The 16,019-nt window shown below is 72.6% G+C and carries 14 protein-coding genes; 11 read left to right on the plus strand and 3 right to left on the minus strand.

Annotation, left to right across the window (positions count from 1 at the left end; translation table 11 throughout):
• A partial coding sequence (locus ACFVX6_RS27895) for a purine-cytosine permease family protein (RefSeq protein ID WP_389696045.1) occupies positions 1-1,538 on the minus strand: 1,538 nt, incomplete at its 3' end.
• Between the two features lie 244 nt (positions 1,539-1,782).
• On the opposite strand from ACFVX6_RS27895, the gene ACFVX6_RS27900 reads away from it, so the two are divergent.
• The 11 genes from ACFVX6_RS27900 (at position 1,783) to ACFVX6_RS27950 (ending at position 15,158) form a co-directional block, all read left to right on the plus strand.
• Positions 1,783-2,511, plus strand: coding sequence for a TetR-like C-terminal domain-containing protein (locus ACFVX6_RS27900; protein WP_389695972.1), 729 nt, complete (start codon positions 1,783-1,785; stop codon positions 2,509-2,511).
• A 268-nt stretch (positions 2,512-2,779) separates the two neighbouring features.
• Positions 2,780-3,700, plus strand: coding sequence for a hypothetical protein (locus ACFVX6_RS27905; protein ID WP_389695974.1), 921 nt, complete (start codon positions 2,780-2,782; stop codon positions 3,698-3,700).
• A 31-nt stretch (positions 3,701-3,731) separates the two neighbouring features.
• Positions 3,732-4,055, plus strand: coding sequence for a putative quinol monooxygenase (locus tag ACFVX6_RS27910; RefSeq protein ID WP_389695976.1), 324 nt, complete (start codon positions 3,732-3,734; stop codon positions 4,053-4,055).
• A 440-nt stretch (positions 4,056-4,495) separates the two neighbouring features.
• Positions 4,496-5,545, plus strand: coding sequence for a beta-ketoacyl-ACP synthase 3 (locus ACFVX6_RS27915; protein ID WP_389695978.1), 1,050 nt, complete (start codon positions 4,496-4,498; stop codon positions 5,543-5,545).
• A 230-nt stretch (positions 5,546-5,775) separates the two neighbouring features.
• Positions 5,776-6,024, plus strand: coding sequence for a phosphopantetheine-binding protein (locus ACFVX6_RS27920; protein WP_389695980.1), 249 nt, complete (start codon positions 5,776-5,778; stop codon positions 6,022-6,024).
• Positions 6,021-7,277 carry a beta-ketoacyl-[acyl-carrier-protein] synthase family protein gene (locus ACFVX6_RS27925; protein ID WP_389695982.1) on the plus strand — a complete coding sequence of 419 codons (1,257 nt, stop codon included), beginning with the start codon at positions 6,021-6,023 and terminating at the stop codon, positions 7,275-7,277. Before ACFVX6_RS27920 ends, ACFVX6_RS27925 begins: the two co-directional genes overlap by 4 nt.
• Positions 7,278-7,314: 37 nt before the next feature.
• Positions 7,315-8,310: a 3-oxoacyl-ACP synthase III family protein gene (locus ACFVX6_RS27930; RefSeq protein WP_389695984.1), complete on the plus strand. Its 996-nt coding sequence runs from the start codon at positions 7,315-7,317 to the stop codon at positions 8,308-8,310.
• A 5-nt stretch (positions 8,311-8,315) separates the two neighbouring features.
• Positions 8,316-8,882: a carboxymuconolactone decarboxylase family protein gene (locus ACFVX6_RS27935; RefSeq protein ID WP_389695986.1), complete on the plus strand. Its 567-nt coding sequence runs from the start codon at positions 8,316-8,318 to the stop codon at positions 8,880-8,882.
• Entirely contained in the window at positions 8,879-10,189 is a 1,311-nt protein-coding gene (locus tag ACFVX6_RS27940; RefSeq protein ID WP_389695988.1) for a cytochrome P450, read from the plus strand. Before ACFVX6_RS27935 ends, ACFVX6_RS27940 begins: the two co-directional genes overlap by 4 nt.
• Positions 10,190-10,307: 118 nt before the next feature.
• A complete protein-coding gene (locus ACFVX6_RS27945; RefSeq protein ID WP_389695990.1) occupies positions 10,308-13,679 on the plus strand; it encodes a S8 family serine peptidase in 3,372 nt (1,123 codons plus the stop codon).
• Between the two features lie 216 nt (positions 13,680-13,895).
• Complete coding sequence (locus ACFVX6_RS27950; protein WP_389695992.1) at positions 13,896-15,158, plus strand: MFS transporter; 1,263 nt, start codon at positions 13,896-13,898, stop codon at positions 15,156-15,158.
• 47 nt (positions 15,159-15,205) lie between these two features.
• On the opposite strand, the gene ACFVX6_RS27955 is transcribed toward ACFVX6_RS27950, so the two are convergent.
• Both ACFVX6_RS27955 and ACFVX6_RS27960 read right to left on the minus strand, forming a co-directional pair.
• Positions 15,206-15,415 (minus strand): hypothetical protein, encoded by a 210-nt coding sequence (locus ACFVX6_RS27955; protein WP_389695994.1) that lies wholly within the window; start codon positions 15,413-15,415, stop codon positions 15,206-15,208.
• A 97-nt stretch (positions 15,416-15,512) separates the two neighbouring features.
• Complete coding sequence (locus ACFVX6_RS27960) at positions 15,513-15,992, minus strand: diadenosine tetraphosphate hydrolase (protein ID WP_389695996.1); 480 nt, start codon at positions 15,990-15,992, stop codon at positions 15,513-15,515.
• Positions 15,993-16,019 lie beyond the last annotated feature (27 nt).

Below are 16,019 nucleotides of genomic sequence, written 5' to 3' on the forward strand. Positions count from 1 at the left end.
CCACCCCCCCGCGGGGGGGCGCCGGCTCCCCGCGGGCGGCGGGGGGGGGCGCCCTCCCCCCCCTTTGGGGGGGGCAGCCCCCCCACTCGGCGCCCGCCCCCCCGGGCCCCCCCGCCCCCCCCCGGCGGCGCGGGGGCCCGACCCCGTAGGGACCGGCGCATCAGGAGCCCGTAGACGGAGGCCGCCACGACGATGCCGGCGGGCAGGGAGAGGTCCGCGCCGCCCAGGGCCCGGGCGACGGGGCCCGTGTACAGGGTGTCCACGCACAGGGCGGATGCCGCGATGCCCGCCGTCAGGGCCAGCGCGCCCGCCCAGTTGACGCCCCCGGTGTACCAGAAGGGGCCGCCCGGGGTTTCGTCGGTGAGCGCGAGGCCGTCGTAGCGGCCGCCGCGCAGCAGGATGTCGGTGGCGTAGACGGCCGTGCTGGGCCCGAGCACGACGACGGTCAGCTGGAGGAGGTTGGCGACCGTGTCGAGGAAGTCGGAGACGAGGAGCGCGTACAGGGTCACCGCGACCCCGAGCGCTCCGTCGACGAGGACTCCGAGGGAGCGGCGGACGCGGACGCCGGCGGCCTGGAGGGCGAGGCCGGAGCTGTAGGCGGTCATGGCGTTGTTGGCGATCGTGCCGAGCACGATCGCGGACAGGAAGACGGGTGAGAACCAGGAGGGCAGGATGCCCTCCAGTCCGGCCTGCGGTTCGGCCATGTCCACGACGGTCGCGGCGAGGGCGCCCAGTGAGGTGAGGAGGACGCCGGGCAGGAATCCGCCGAGCGCGGTCCAGCCCGCGACGGCCATCGGGGAGGTCGTTCGCGGCAGGTAGCGGGAGAAGTCCGCGCTGTTGGTGTACGAGAGCGGGCCCGAGGCGATGAGCGTGAGGCCGGCCGCGAGGGCGGCCCGCAGGGCGCCACCGCTCAGTGGCTCCGCGGGCTGGCGGCCGAGGTCGGCGCGAGCGCACACGAAGACGGCGACGACGGCGAACGTGACCGTGAGGGCGATCGCGATCGGCGGGTAGAGCTTCACCATGGTGGCGTGTCCGTAGACGCCGATGGCCAGGGTGAGGGCGGCGATGACCACCACGACGGCGACCTTGACACCGCTGTTGGTGTCGATGCCCGCCTTCTCCACGAGGACGAAGGCGGCGACCGCGGCGGCGGCCAGGTTGAGGGCGATGTAGCAGATGCAGAGCAGCCAGCCGTTGACGGCGATGTTCACCCGGTTGCCGCGGATGCCGTACATCGCCCGCGCGATCACCTCGCTCGGCGTGCCCGAGGCCGGGCCCGAAACGGCGAGCAGGCCGATCGGAGCCCAGAACAGGCTGCCCGCCACGATGACCGCGACGGCCTGACCCAGGCTCAGGCCCATGAGGATCAGGGCGCCGCCGACCACCATGCTCAGGTAGTTCACGTTCGCCGCCGCCCAGACGGGGAACAGCTCGCGGGCCCGGCCGTGGCGTTCCCGGTCGGGAACGTGGTCGATGCCGTGGGCCTCGATCCGGCCGGGCCGGTCCGTATCCGTATCCGTGCCCGAGCCCGAGCCCATGCCCGAGCCCGTACCGGTGCCCGTGTCCCTGGATGCCATGGAGCCCTCCGTCTGCGGTCGTACCCACCTGCGATCTTCACGCACCCGGGGCGGGGCGGCGTACGACGACATCAGCGCACTCGGGCGCCGCGGCCGGCCGGGGCCCTCGGTCCGGTGCATGGTCCGGGCCCGGGGCCGGCGCCTGGTCCGGTGCCCTACGGAGGCCGCACACAGGGCAGTTGTCGACGACAGGTACGGTTTCGGCATGGACGATTACGCAACGAATTCGACATCCGGCGACGTGATCCTGTCAGAATTGGTCAAGGACACCGCGCGGGTGCACCTGCTGAAGCTGGGCGGCGCAGGGCTGTCCCTGGACTCGGTCGCGCAGGACTGCGGTCGTGCCGCCGACGAGGTGCGAGCCCTCTTCCCGCACCGGGACGACCTGCTGACCGCGCTGGTCATCGATGCCTACGACGCGTCCGGCGCCGCCATGGAGCAGGCCGACGAGGCAGCCGCCGGCCTCGGCGCACCGGCGGGTGCGAGGCTGCTCGCGGTCACGCGTGCGCTGCGGCAGTGGTCCTTCGACCACCCCGCCGAGTTCACCCTGATCTACGGATCGCCCGTACCCGGTTACCACGCCCCGCAGGACACCGTCCTGCCCGCCTCCCGCACGCCCGGCGTCCTCGCCCGTATCGTGGGCTCGGCCCTGGAGGGCGGCGAACTCACCCCGTCCCGGCGGACGGTGCCCGGCCCGCCCCTGCTGCTGCCGGCTGCCGTGGAGGCCTTCGGCGGCTTGCCCCCGGCGCCGTTCTCGGACGTCATCGAGCGCGGGATCGTGCTGTGGAGCAGCCTGATCGGACTCCTGGTGTTCCAGGTCTTCAGCCGTACCCACGACAGCGTCCGGGACGAGGCCGCCTTCTTCGACTACGCCGTTGCCGTGGCGGCCGAAACCATCGGACTCGTGGTCCCCCTGGACGGGGACGCCCGCTGAGGACCGGAGGGACGTGACGGGGGCCTTGGCCAGGGCTTTCACGGGCGGGTTACGGTATCCCTTCATTCGAGGGGGAACAACGATGTCGCATCACACTGGGTGGGGTAACCACCCGGGTCAGCCCATGCCGCCGCAGTGGGGAGGTGGCTGGATGCCGCCTCCCGCACCACAGCCGGGCGTCATACCTCTGCGCCCGCTCGGGACGGGCGATGTGCTGGGAGGGGCCTTCGGGACTTTCCGGCGGTACTGGAAGCCCCTGATCGGCGTCATGGCCGTAGTACAGGGCATCGGGATCCTGCTCGTTGCCGCCGCTCTCGCCGTCACCTTCGTGGCCGCCCAAGACCGGTTCTCCGCCGTCTTCGATCTCGCCCCGGGGGAAGACCCCCAGGGCTCGGACGTGGCGGCCTTCTTCCTGTCCTTCGTACCGGCGGGCGTGGTGATGCTCGTCGCGATGACGGTGGGCGCGGCGATGTTCAGCGCCCTGTGCCCCGCGTTGATCCAGGAGGCGGTGCTCGGCCGCTCCGTGACCTTCGGCTCGCTCTGGCGCCGCAGTTGCTCACGGCTGCCGTCGGTGCTCGGGACCGTACTGCTCACCGCACTGATCGCGGGCGGGCCGGCGCTCGTGCTGTACGCGATCTGCATCCCGCTGATCATCACGTCCACGGACCTGGACAGCTCGGGCCCGCCGGCCGCCTTCTTCGTGCTCCTCCTGGGCCTGCTCCTGTCCGTGCCCTTCTCCATCTGGCTCATGGTCCGGTTCAGCCTCGCGCCCGCAGTGGCGGTGTGCGAAGGACTCGGCCCCGTCGCGGCCCTGCGGCGCTCTTCGCACCTGGTCCGCGACGGCTGGTGGAGGGTGTTCGGCATTTCGCTGCTCGGTTACGTCGTGGCGATGGCCGTGGGGTACGCCATCCAGACGCCGTTCGGCTTCGTCGGCATGTTCGGCCTCTTCCCGACCCTGCCGGGGACCGGCGATCCCACACCGGAGCTCAGCACCCTGATCTTCGGATTCGTGATCTACGCCGCGACCATGCTGCTCGGCGGTGTCATCAGCGCGCTGTTCCAGTTCAGCTACCCACAACTGGTCATCGCCCTGATCTACGTCGACCAGCGGATGCGCAAGGAGGACCTCGCGGCGGCGCTCACCGCCACCGCCTTCCCGGCGCCGGCGCCGGCGGCGGCGGCTCCGTAGGCCCCGGCGGGCTCGCGCCTACAATGCTCGAATGATCTTCATTGTGGTCAAATTCCCCGTCAAGTCCGAGTACGTCGACCAGTGGCCCGAGCTGGTCGCGGAGTTCACTCAGGCCACCCGTGGCGAGGCGGGCAACCTGTGGTTCGAGTGGTCCCGCAGCCTGGAAGAGCCCGACACCTACGTGCTGGTCGAGGCGTTCCAGGACGACGCCGCCGAAGCGCACGTCACCTCCGCGCACTTCGGCAAGGCCCTGGAGACCATGCGCCCCCTGGTCACCCGGACGCCGGAGATCGTCAGCACCACCATCGAGGGTGCGACCGGCTGGAGCCGGATGGGCGAACTCCAGGTCGACTGACGGCAGGCCCGCACCACTTCATTGCCCGGCCCCTCCCGGCCCCCTCCCGGCATCGCGTGCCCCGGAGCGGCCCGGGAGGGGTGCGCGTGCAACACGTTCAACAACGGCACCCCGTCCCCACCGTTGCCCTCGGGCCGTGGAAGCGGTTGATGGCCCCGAGGGCGGCAGCACCGGCAGCACCCCGGCGTCAGCAGGACGCCTGGACAGCCCTACCTGGTTCAACCTTTGGGGCGATACCCCGATGGCCCATCGGCCGTAACGTTTCTCCCTCCACACCCCCTGAGCTGCGGCGATGCCGCCAAAGCAGGCGTCCAGCACATCCGTTCCCCTTCGCCTCGGCGCCCGCCGTGATCTTGACCCGTCCTACAGTCGTGCCGCTCCCCCGAGATCCCTCCTGAGAGACGTGCGTGACCTCCCTCTTGCCTTGCCCAGAAGACCAGTTGACATCCCCGACCACCCGGTCCGCCCCGCCCGCGGCGGTGCTGGAGGGAATCGCCGGATACGTTCCGTCCCGGGTGGTCGCCAATGCCGGACTCCCCTCGGCCTGGGGCGTCGACGACACCTGGGTGCACCGCCGCACCGGGATCCGCGAGCGACGCCGGGCCGAACCCGGCGTCTCGACCGGCGAGCTCGCCCTCGAAGCGGGGCGGCGCGCCCTGGCCGTGGCGGGCGGCGCTCCGGTGGACACCGTGCTCGTGGCCACCTCCACCCCGGACCGGCCGATGCCGGCCATGGCCCCGCAACTGGCCACCCGTCTGGGCCTGGGCGGCGCTGCGGCCTGGGACGTGAACGCAGCCTGCAGCGGCTTCCTGTACGGGCTCGCAACCGCCGCCGGCGCCCTGCTGTCCGGCTGCGCGGACCGGGTCCTGCTCGTGGCGGCCGACCTGTACTCGACCCTCCTGGACCCCGAGGACCACTCGGCCGGCATCGTCTTCGGCGACGGCGCAGGTGCCGTCGTACTCCGCAGGGGGCGCTCCGGGGAACCGGGGAGCATCCTCGCCTTCGACCTCGGCAGCGACGGCTCGGGCGACGAGCTGATCGAGGTGCGCGGCGGTGGAGCCCGGGAGCGGTCGACCCCGGACGCCTACGGCCCCGGCGACCGGCACTTCCGCATGCAGGGGCGCGAGGTGTTCCAGCACGCGGTGACCCGGATGACCCAGTCCTCGCAGACCGTACTGAAACACGCAGGCTGGTCGCCCGAGGACGTGGACCGGTTCTGCGCCCACCAGGCCAACGCCCGCATCGTGAAGGCCGTCGGGGAGCGCCTGCCGGTCCCCGGTCCGCGCCAGGTGACCAACATCGAGCGGGTCGGCAACACCGGCGCCGCGTCCATCCCGCTCGCTCTGGCCGACGCCGCCTCGCGCGGCGAACTGCGCGCCGGGGAAAGGGTGTTGCTCACCACCTTCGGCGCCGGGCTCACCTGGGGCTCGGCGGCCGTGCTCTGGCCGCGGCTCGAGCGTGCGGTGCCCGGCATCGAACCGGCGCCCTGAGCTCGACCGCTCCTTCACGCCACCGGGCTCCCCACGAGGTCCCGGCTCCCCACCGCGTCGGCCACCCGCCCCGAAGCGGCCTTCGCGCCCTCAGCCGTGATCCCTGATCCCTGATCTCGATCCCCGATCCTGGCCGCTTCACCCTGCCCACTTCCCCCTGTCCGCTTCCCCCTGCCTGCTTCACCCTGCCCGCTCGCCGATCGCCACCCGTCCCGGAAGGACACCACGCCATGCCCCCGGTCCAGACCGTCCTCACCACCGTGCTCACCGAGAAGTTCGAAGTCTCCCCCGAGAGCGTCCTGCCCGACGCCACCCTGGAAAGCCTTGACCTGGACTCGCTCGCCCTCGCCGAACTGGCCCTCGCCCTCCAGGAGGAGCTCGGTGTGAAGGTCGAGGAGCACGAGGCCGCCAAGCGCACCACCATCGGCGAGCTCGTGGCCGTGCTCCACTCCAAGCGGACCGAGCAGGAAGCCCTGTGACGGGCTCCCCGCACCCCCGTGCCGTCGCCGTCACCGGCCTGGGGTTGATCACCCCGGCCGGGGTCGGCCGCGAGGACACCTGGGCCGGAGTGCTCCGGGGCCGCTCGACCGCGGACACCGATCCCGAGCTGAAGGACTGCCCGGTCGACTTCTCCTGCCGGATCCCGGCCATGACCCCCGAACAGGGACGCATCGGCGGCCGCAAGGCCTGGCGGATGGGCCGCTTCACGCAGCTCGCGGTCCTGGCGGCCCGGGAGGCCGTGGCCGACGCCGGACTCGACCCCGCCTCCTGGGACGGGGCGCGCGTGGCCGTGGTGATCGGCTCGGGACTGGCCGGAGCCGCCCACCTGGAGACCCAGACCCTGCGCCACCACCAGGGGGGACCCGACCTGGTCTCGCCCTCCCTCATCCCGATGCTCATCCCCAACATGGCCGCCGGCGAGGTGTCGGCGGACCTCGGCGCCCACGGCCCCTCCCTGGCCACCGAGACGGCCTGTTCCTCCGGGGCCACCGCCTTGGCCGTCGCCCGGGACCTGCTGCTTTCCGGCGCCTGCGACATCGCGATCGCCGGCGGCTCGGAGGCCGCCGTGACCCCGGTGGTCACCACCGGGTTCGCCCGGATGGGCGCCCTGTCCGGGCGGGTGGACCGGCCCGACCTGGCCTCCAGGCCGTTCTCGGCGGACCGGGACGGCTTCGTCATCGCCGAGGGGGCCGCAGTGCTCGTACTGGAGCGGCCGGCGGACGCGGCGGCCCGCGGGCGGCGCGGATACGCGCACCTCGCCGGAGCCGGCCTCACCTCGGACGCACACCATCCGACGGCGCCGTCCCCCGGCGGGGAGTACGCCGAGGCGGCCCTGCGGGCGGCGCTCGCCGAAGCCGGACTGTCCGCGGCCGACGTCGACCACGTCAACGCCCACGGAACCTCCACCCCCCTCAACGACCGCACCGAGGCCGCACTCATCGCACGCGTGCTGCCGCACGGCCCCAGCGTGACCGCACCCAAGGGGGTGCTCGGCCACACCCTCGGCGCCGCCGGCGCCGTGGAGGCCGCGCTCACCGCGCTCGCCATCCGGGACTCCAGGGTGCCGCCGATCGCCAACCTCACGGCGGGCGGCTCCGGTTGTGACTCCGGCTCTCCCTATGACATCGACTGCGTGACCGGCGCGGTGCGCGAGCAGCGGGTCGCCGCCGCCGTCAGTCACTCCTTCGGTTTCGGCGGGCACAACGTGGTGCTCCTCCTCACCGCGCCCTGACCGCCACCGTCCCCCTCCAGCAGAAGGCTCCGTACTCTTGGCCGTTCACAGTGCCGTCGTCCACGCCACCGTCCACGTACCGCAGGAGCGCCAGAGCGTCTCCGCGGTCGAGGACCGTTTCCGGGCGGGCAGCCCCGGCATCCCGATGTCCCGGGGTGTGCTCCAGCACATGTACGGTCTGGCCCAGCGCACGGTGGCCCCGCCCGAGGAGCAGCCCTCCGACCTGGCGGTGCACGCCGCCCGCAGGCTGCTGGATGAGAGCGGCACCCCCGCCCGGAAGGTGGACCTGCTGCTGTACGCCGGCATCCTCGCCGATATGGAGGAACCGGCCACCGCCCATGTGGTGGCGGCCAAACTCGGCCTGGACTGCCCGGTGTTCGACCTCAAGAACGCCTGCAACGGCGTGCTGAACGCGCTGGAGGTGGCCGACGCCTTCGTTCGGACCGGACAGTACCGGCGGGTGCTGATCACCAGCGGCGAGGTCAGCACCCGGGAGAGTCGCTGGAGCGTCACGGACCCGGACGAGGTGCTGGGCGCCCTGCCGAGCCTGAGCACGGGTGACATGGGCTCGGCGGTCCTGGTATCCGCGAGCACGAGGCCCGGGATCCTCGGGAGCCGCTTCTTCGCCAACTCCTGGGGCTGGCAGGCGGCGACGCTGCCCAATCCGTACGCGAACCACCGCACGATGGGCCGCCTGGAGATCGACTCGGCCCGGCTCGTGGCCTCATTCGACGGGATGCCGGCCAAGGTGCGCGGGGCGGTCCGCGAACTCGGGGTGGACGTCGAGGACTTCGACCTCGTCTGCGTGCACCAGCCGTCCGTGCCCTTCACCCGGGTGGCGTGCGGCTGGGTGGGCGTGGATCCCTCGCGGATCCTGTCCACGTTCCCCGCGCACGGCAACGTCGCGACCAACACCATCCCCCTGCAACTGGCCACCGCCCTGAACTCGGACCGGCTCCACCCGGGCGACCTGGTGGGCATGTTCGGGTTCGCGAGCGGCGCGAGCGCCGGCGTCGTCATCTGCCGGTGGTGAGCCCGATGACCGCCGAACAGCCCGAGCGCCCCGTACGCATCACCCCGCTGCCGCCCGAGCAGTGGACACCCGCGCTGCGCGCACTGCTGGCCGGATCCGCCAAGGACGGACCGGGCCGGGTGAACCTCTTCGGGACCCTCGCCCACCATCCCGGACTTGCCCACGCCTGGCTCTCCCTCGCCCGGGTCCTGACCCACGAAGGCACTTTGACGAGCCGTCAGCGTGAGCTGGTCGTCCTGCGCACCGCGCACCGCCGCGGCGGGTCCTTCGTGTTCGACCGCCACCGTGCGGTCGCCGCCGACGCCGGGCTGGACCCCCGGGAGGTGGCGGCCACCGCCTTGCCCCTTGCCCGACACCCCTGGTCCGCCCAGGATGTGGCCCTGCTGGAGGCCTCCGACGCGCTCGCGGCCGGGCAGCCTCTGCCGCAGCCGCTGTGGGACCGGCTGGCGGGCGGACTGCGCCCCGACCAGCTGATCGAACTGCTGATCCTCGCCGGGCAGTGCGCCACCATGTGCGCCACGCTCGGCGCCCTCCACACCCCGCCCGACGGCGGCCGAACCCCCTCCGGATGAGATCCGCCACCATGACCGTCACCACCACCACTCCGAGCGCCGCCGACGGCGCCGTTGCCTCCGACGCCTCCGTCGCCGACGCTGCCGCCGGCATCCCGGCCACGGTCCCGCTCGCCCTGCCCTCCCCGTACGGCGCCTGCCCCTACGACCCGCCGCCCGGCTACACGCAGGCCGCCTCCGAAGCACCGGTCAGTCTCGCCGAGCTGCCCGACGGCACCCCCTGCTGGCTCGTGACGGGTTACCCGGAGGTGCGGGCAGTGCTCGCCGACGCCCGTTTCAGCGCCGATGCGCGCACCCCCGGGTTCCCCTTCCTCTCCCCCGGCCAGCGTCAACTGGCCACCGCTCAGCCCAGCTTCATCCGGATGGACGACCCGGAGCACGCCCGGCTGCGCCGGATGGTCGCCAAGGACTTCCTGACCCGTCGGGTCCAGGAACTGCGCCCCGCCATCGCGGACGTGGTCGAGGCCGCCGTCGAGGCCATGACCGCGGACGGCCGCCGCACCGCCGACCTCGTCGCGGACTTCGCGCTGCCGGTCCCGTCGCTGGTCATCTGCCTGATGCTGGGGGTCCCGTACGAGGACCACGCGCTGTTCCAGTCGCTCAGCCGGACCCTGCTCGACAACACCACCGACCCCGGACGGGCCGCCGAGGCGCACCGCGAGCTGATGGGCTACCTGGCCGGGCTGGCCGAGCGGAAGCGGCGGGATCCCGGGGACGACATCCTCAGCCGGCTCGCCGTCCGGCCCGACCTGACCGCGCGGGAAACGGCCTCGCTCGGGTTCATGCTCCTGATCACCGGCCACGAGAGCACCACCAACATGGCGGCGCTCAGTGTCCTGGCCCTGCTGCGCCGACCCGACCAGGCCGCCCGGCTGCGGGCCGAACCGGCCCTGATTCCCGGGGCGGTGGAGGAGCTGCTGCGCTACCTCACGATCATCCACCTCGGCCTGGGCCGCGCCGCCACCGAGGACGTGACGGTCGGCGGGGCGGCGATCCGGGCCGGGGACGGGGTGATCTGCATGCTGTCCACCGCCAACCGGCAGCCGGAGCTGTTCGACTCGCCGGACGGCGCCGCGACCTGCCCCGCCGAGCTGGACGTGACCCGGGATGCGCGCCGCCACGTGGCCTTCGGTCACGGCGCCCACCAGTGCCTGGGCCACACCCTGGCGCGGGTCGAGCTCCAGATCATGCTGGAAACCGTTCTGCGCAAGCTGCCCGGTCTGCGGCTGGCCGTACCCGAGGAGCAGCTCGTGTTCCAACGGGACACCATCGTCTACGGATTGCGGGAGCTCCCCGTCACCTGGTGACCCCGCGGACGTGTTGGCGTGCGAGTTGATGTTTCTCGCGCCCGCGGAGAACCGAACGGGCCCACCCGGCGTGATACCCCACACGCATTGGCATGCACACGAACGCGGGGGAACACGGGTGGGATTCGCAAGGAAGGCCCGAACGACGGCGCTCGCCGCAGCGGTGACCGGGACGCTGATCGCGGGCACGGTGTCGGCGGGCGTCACTCCGGCGCTGGCCGCAGGCACCGCCGCACAGGACGGCAAGGGGGGTCCGGCCGAGGGCCGGGCGAAGAAGGAATCGAAGCCGTCGGCGACGGTGACCCTGATCACCGGCGACCGGGTCGTCGTCAAGGGCGACGGAAGCGTCGAACAGCTGCTCCGCGGCGCGGGCCGTGAGGGGACCGCCTTCTCGGTGCGCCGCGAGGGCGCGCACACGTACGTCATTCCGCAGGACGCCCTGCGACTGGTCGCCGACGGGGTGCTCGACCGGCGGCTGTTCGACGTCGCCCAGCTGGTGAAGGACGGGTACGACGACGCGCACCGCAGCACGCTGCCGCTGATCGTCGGCTACCGGCGCGACGCCTCGGGGGCCAAGACCTTCGGGGCCGCCGGCGACACGCTTGCGGTGGTCGCCCGCGACCGTCGCGAACTGCCCGCGGTGGCGGGCGAGGCGTTCAACGCACAGAAGGCCGACGCCGCGGCCCTCTGGACGGCGGTCACCGGACGGAGGGACGCCCGCACGCTGGGCTCCGCGCCCGTACCGCCGGTCGCGCACCTGTGGCTGGACGGCAAGGTGAGCGCCACCCTGGACAAGAGCGTGCCGCAGATAGGCGCGCCCGCCATGTGGAAGGCGGGCTTCACCGGTAAGGGCGTCAAGGTGGCGGTCCTGGACACGGGGGTCGACGAGACCCACCCGGACCTCAAGGGCGTCGAGACCCTGCAGAAGAACTTCAGCAGCTCGCCCGACTCCAAGGACCGGTACGGGCACGGTACGCACGTGGCCTCCACGATCGCCGGGTCGGGCGCGCGGTCGGGCGGCCTCTACAAGGGCGTGGCACCCGACGTGCAGCTCCTGGACGGCAAGGTCCTGGGCGACGACGGCTTCGGGTCCGACTCCGAGATCGTCAGCGGTATGCAGTGGGCCGTGGACCAGGGCGCGACGGTGGTCAACATGAGCGTGGGCTCTCCCGACCAGCCGGGCGTCGACCCCATGGAGGAAGCGGTCGCCCAGCTCTCCGGCAAGGCGCTGTTCGTGGTGGCCGCCGGGAACGAGGGCGACAAGGCCGGCACGATGCGCACGCCGGGTAGCGCCGCGGCGGCGCTCACCGTCGGCGCGGTGGACAAGCAGGACCAGCTCGCGGACTTCTCCAGCCGCGGTCCGACCGCCGATGGACTGGCCAAACCGGACATCACCGCGCCGGGCGTCGAGATCACCGCCGCCGCGACCACGCAGGGCACGGAACCCGGGCCTCCCGAGGGCTACGTAAGCATGTCGGGAACCTCGATGGCCACCCCGCACGTCGCGGGCGCCGCGGCGCTGGTCAAGCAGCAGCACCCGAACTGGAGCGCGGCCCGGATCAAGGCCCTGCTGACCGCCTCGGCCACGCCCAACCCGAAGCTCAACGCCTACCAGCAGGGCGCGGGCCGCACCGACCTGGTCCGGGCAGCCAAGGCCGTCGTCACCGCCGAGCCCGGTTCCTTCTCCTTCGGTACGCACCTCTGGCCGCATGCCGACGACAAGCCGGTGTCCAAGTCCCTCACCTACCGCAACCACGGCGCCAAGCCCGTCACGCTGAAGTTGAGCACGGCCGGTACCGACCCGTCCGGCCGCCCGGCACCGGCCGGCATGTTCACCGTCAAGGACGCCCAGCTCACGGTCCCCGCCGGCGGCAGTGCCACGACGACCGTCACCGCCGACACCCGCAAGGGCACCGTCGACGGCGCCTTCGGCGGAACCGTGCTGGCCTCCGGGGACGGGCAGCAGGTGCGCACCGGTCTCGTGGTCGAGCGTGAGGTGGAGTCCTACGACGTCACCCTGAAGCACCTGGACGTCAACGGCGCGAACCCGTCGACGTACTACACCACGATCACCAAGCTCGGCACGGGCATGGAGGGCCGCTTCGAGGTCCCGTACGACCCGAGCGGCACGGTCGTCCAGCGACTGCCCAAGGGCGACTACCTGTTGGAGGGCGTCGTCTGGGGCCCGGACTCCACCCTGGGCTTCTTCGTCCAGCCGGTGCTGAAGCTCACCGGGAAGACCACGGTCGCCTTCGACTCCCGCAAGGCCAAGCCGTTCGCCGTCACCCCGCCGGATCCGTCCGCGAAGCTGGTGAGCGCCTACGCCGGGTTCTACGACGAGGCCGCGATGGTGTCCGACATGTGGGCCACGGACGGGTCCACGAAGATCCTCACCCAGCACTTGGGCCCGGCCACGCCCACGCTGCGGGCGCAGTACAACGGTCTGTGGAAGACGCCGGGGGCGGCGGGCAAGAGCGTCGACTACCGGCTGGCCTTCAACCGTTCGGGCAGTTGGTTCAGCGGGCTCGACCGCAAGCTCACGAAGGCCGACGTCGCCGAGGTGAAACTCGGGTTCGGCGCCTCGGTCACCGGAGCGAAGGGCTTCGTCTACGCGACGCCGACGGACGCCCGCGGCTACACCTCCGGCATACAGGACCCCGCCGAGCAGAGCCTGCCGCTGGCGAGCACCCAGTACGTCAGCACCGAAGGCGGGGTGCGTTGGTCCTGGGTCGCCTCGCAGATCAACTCCCGTGGGGAGCCGAGCATGATCTACACGCATGACGTCCGGTCGTACCAGCCGGGCCGGCGGTACACGCTGAACTTCAACACCGGCGTGGTCGGCCCCGATCTGGAGGCCGGGAAGGAGCAGGCCGCGACCCGGTCCGGCGACTACGTGGACTTCAATGTCGGGCTGTTCAACGACGGCGCCGGCCACGAGGGCTCGTCCGCCACCACCGGCGGCTTCACCCGGCTGGAGTCCGGCGGTCGGGTCATCGCCGAGACGCCGCCGAACGGCTGGCTGAGCGCCGAGCTACCGGCCGGCAAGGCGACGTACCGGCTGACCAAGGAGGCGAGCCGGTCCCCCAAGGACACCTCGACCAGCACGAAGGTGAGCGCGATCTGGACGTTCACCTCGGCCCGTCCGGCCACGGACGAGTCCGTGGCGTTGCCGCTGTCCACGGTGCGGCTCGCGCCGAAGCTGAGCCTGAGCGGAACGGCACCGGCGGGCGGCGCGCTGAAGGTGCCGCTCCGGCTGGGCGGTGCGGCCGCCGGGGAGGGGCAGGTCGCCGCTCTGGCGGTCAGGGTCTCCTTCGACGGGGGCACGACCTGGCGGCTCCTCACGGTGGCCACGGACGCGGCGGGTGCGCGGTCGGTGACCGTGCAGCACCCGGCGGCGGCCAAGGCCGTGTCGTTCCGGGTGGACCTGAAGGACAAGGCCGGCAACACCGTCCGGGAGACGATCACGAACGCCTACCGGCTCGCTCCCTGAGCCGGCCGTACGACGCTCCGGCCCGGCCCGGCCCCGCATCGCGCGGGTGCCGGGCCGGACCCGTGCCGGGCCGTGTGCGGCGCGGGCTCCGCGGCGTCGTTTGACCAGGGGGTGTGCCGCTCGCTTTGATTGCTCCGGTCGACACGAGTAGATTCGTACGCTTGTTCGTGGAACCGTGTGCACGAGAGAGCGAGGGCTGCGCCGATCATGCCGATCATGCCGATCACGAGGACCAGGCGGTCGCTGGGACGGCAGTTCGGGTGGCTCTGGGCGGCGTACGCGGTCAGCACGCTCGGCACCTGGCTCGCGTTCGACGCCTTCGCCCTGATCGCGATCCTCGCCCTGCACGCCGGTCCGGCCGAGGTGTCCGCGCTGGCGGCCGCGGGGCCGGCCGTCGCCGCGGTGGTGGCACTGCCGCTCGGCCCCTGGGTGGAGTTCCGCCGCAAGCGGCCGGTGATGATCACCATGGACCTGATCCGGTTCGCGGCGCTGATGAGCGTGCCCGCGGCGTACGCGCTCGGGATGCTCGGCCTCACCCAGCTCCTGGTCGTGTCGGTCGTCGTCGGCGCCGCGGACATCGCCTTCACGGCGGCCAGTGGCGCCTGCGTGAAGGCGCTCGTCCGGCCGGAGGACCTGATCGTCGCGAACGGCCGCTTCGAATCCACCACCTGGACCGCCACCATGCTCGGACCCCCGCTCGGGGGCGTCGCGATCGCCGTGTTCGGGCCGGTGATGACGGTGGTGGGCAACGCGGTGAGCTACCTGCTCTCGGCGGCGGGGATCCGCGCGATCGGCGGCGCGGAGACGCGCCCCGCCGCACCGGCCTCGCCCGCGGGAGCTCCGCCACGGCTGCGCTTTCGCGACCTGTTCGAGGGCTGGCGGTACATCCTGGCCGACTCCGAGCTGCGCCCGCTCTTCGCGAACACGATCCTGGTCAACGGCCTGATCATGGCGACCGCACCGCTGCTCGCCGTCCTCATGCTCGGCCCGCTCGGGTTCTCGCCCTGGCAGTACGGGCTCGCCTTCGCCGTGCCCTGCGTCGGCGGCCTGCTCGGCTCACGGCTGGCCCCGCGGCTCGTCGAGCGGTTCGGGCAGCACCGGGTCATGATCACCGCCGGGGTGCTGCGGGCGTGTTGGCTGCCCTGGCTGGCTCTCGTCCACTCCGGGGCCGGCGGGCTCGTACTCGTCATGGCCGTCGAGTTCGGGCTGATCACCTGCATGGGCGTGTTCAACCCGGTGTTCGCCACCCGCCGGCTCACCCGGACCCCGCCCGACCGGGTCGCCCGCGTCCTGTCCGCGTGGTCGGTCACCAGCAAGGCATCCATTGCCGCACTGACCGCCCTGTGGGGCCTGCTGGCCGCCTTCACCGGCCCCCGCACCGCCCTCGCGGCCGCCGGTCTCCTGGCCATGACCACCCCGCTCCTGCTCCCCCGGCGCGACCGCGCGTCACAGGGGAAGCAGCGCGCGCCGCTGGGCTGAGGCCGAGCCCCGGCCGGGCCGCTCCGGTGGCCGGCGGGCCACCGGAGTCAGGGCGTGGTGGAGGAGCCCGGTTCGGGCAGCCAGTCGCGGGCCGGGTCGTACTCCAGCCGGCGGGTGCGCCCGGCTTCCGCAGCGAAGGCTTCCAGCAGCGTGTCCGGCAAGGGGTGCCCGTGGTCGCCGTAGTCGACGTCGCCGTGTCCTCCCCCTCGCCCACCCTCACCACGCCACAGGAGCCCCACCACCACGGACTGGCTCACCACAACCCTCACCGCCCCCACGCAAGCCACGTAGCCTGCCCGGATGCGGGTATCCGCCGCATTGGCCGGCGACGGGCGGCTCGGAGGCTGCCCGGAGTCAGTTCTCTGGGCGCAGGTGGTCCAGTTCGTCCGTGATCGCCTTGCGGAGTGGGGCGTGCCGGGGAGCGAGGGCGGACTGTGCGTCGGACCAGCGGTCGCGGGGGTAGAGCCAGACCGGGCTGCCCACCACGTCGGGCGGCTCCCAGTCGAAGCGGGGCCATACGTGGGCGTGCAGGAACCCGTCGGTGTTGCCCAGGATCTCCAGGTTGACCCGCCGGAAGGCCGGGTCCGCGCGACGGCACGCTCGCTCGACGGCCTCTGCGAGGTGGTCCATGTCGGAGAGGAAGGCCAGCCGTTTCGCCCGGGGGAGGTCGGAGAGCCTCTCCGCGTCGGGATCGTCCGCCAGGAGCACCGAGTAGCCCGGCAGGAACTGCACGTCGCCGATCACCGCGAACCCCGCCGCCAAGCGCCGCAGCACCGTCGGGTTTTCGCCGCGCAGCGCGCTCCCGATCCGGTCCGTCCGCCAGTCGTCTGCCATGGGCAGAGCGTAGTGGCGCCACGGTGC

The sequence above is a fragment of the Streptomyces sp. NPDC058289 genome, from assembly GCF_042880975.1.
In the GTDB taxonomy this organism is placed as follows: Bacteria; Actinomycetota; Actinomycetes; order Streptomycetales; family Streptomycetaceae; genus Streptomyces; species Streptomyces stoeckheimensis.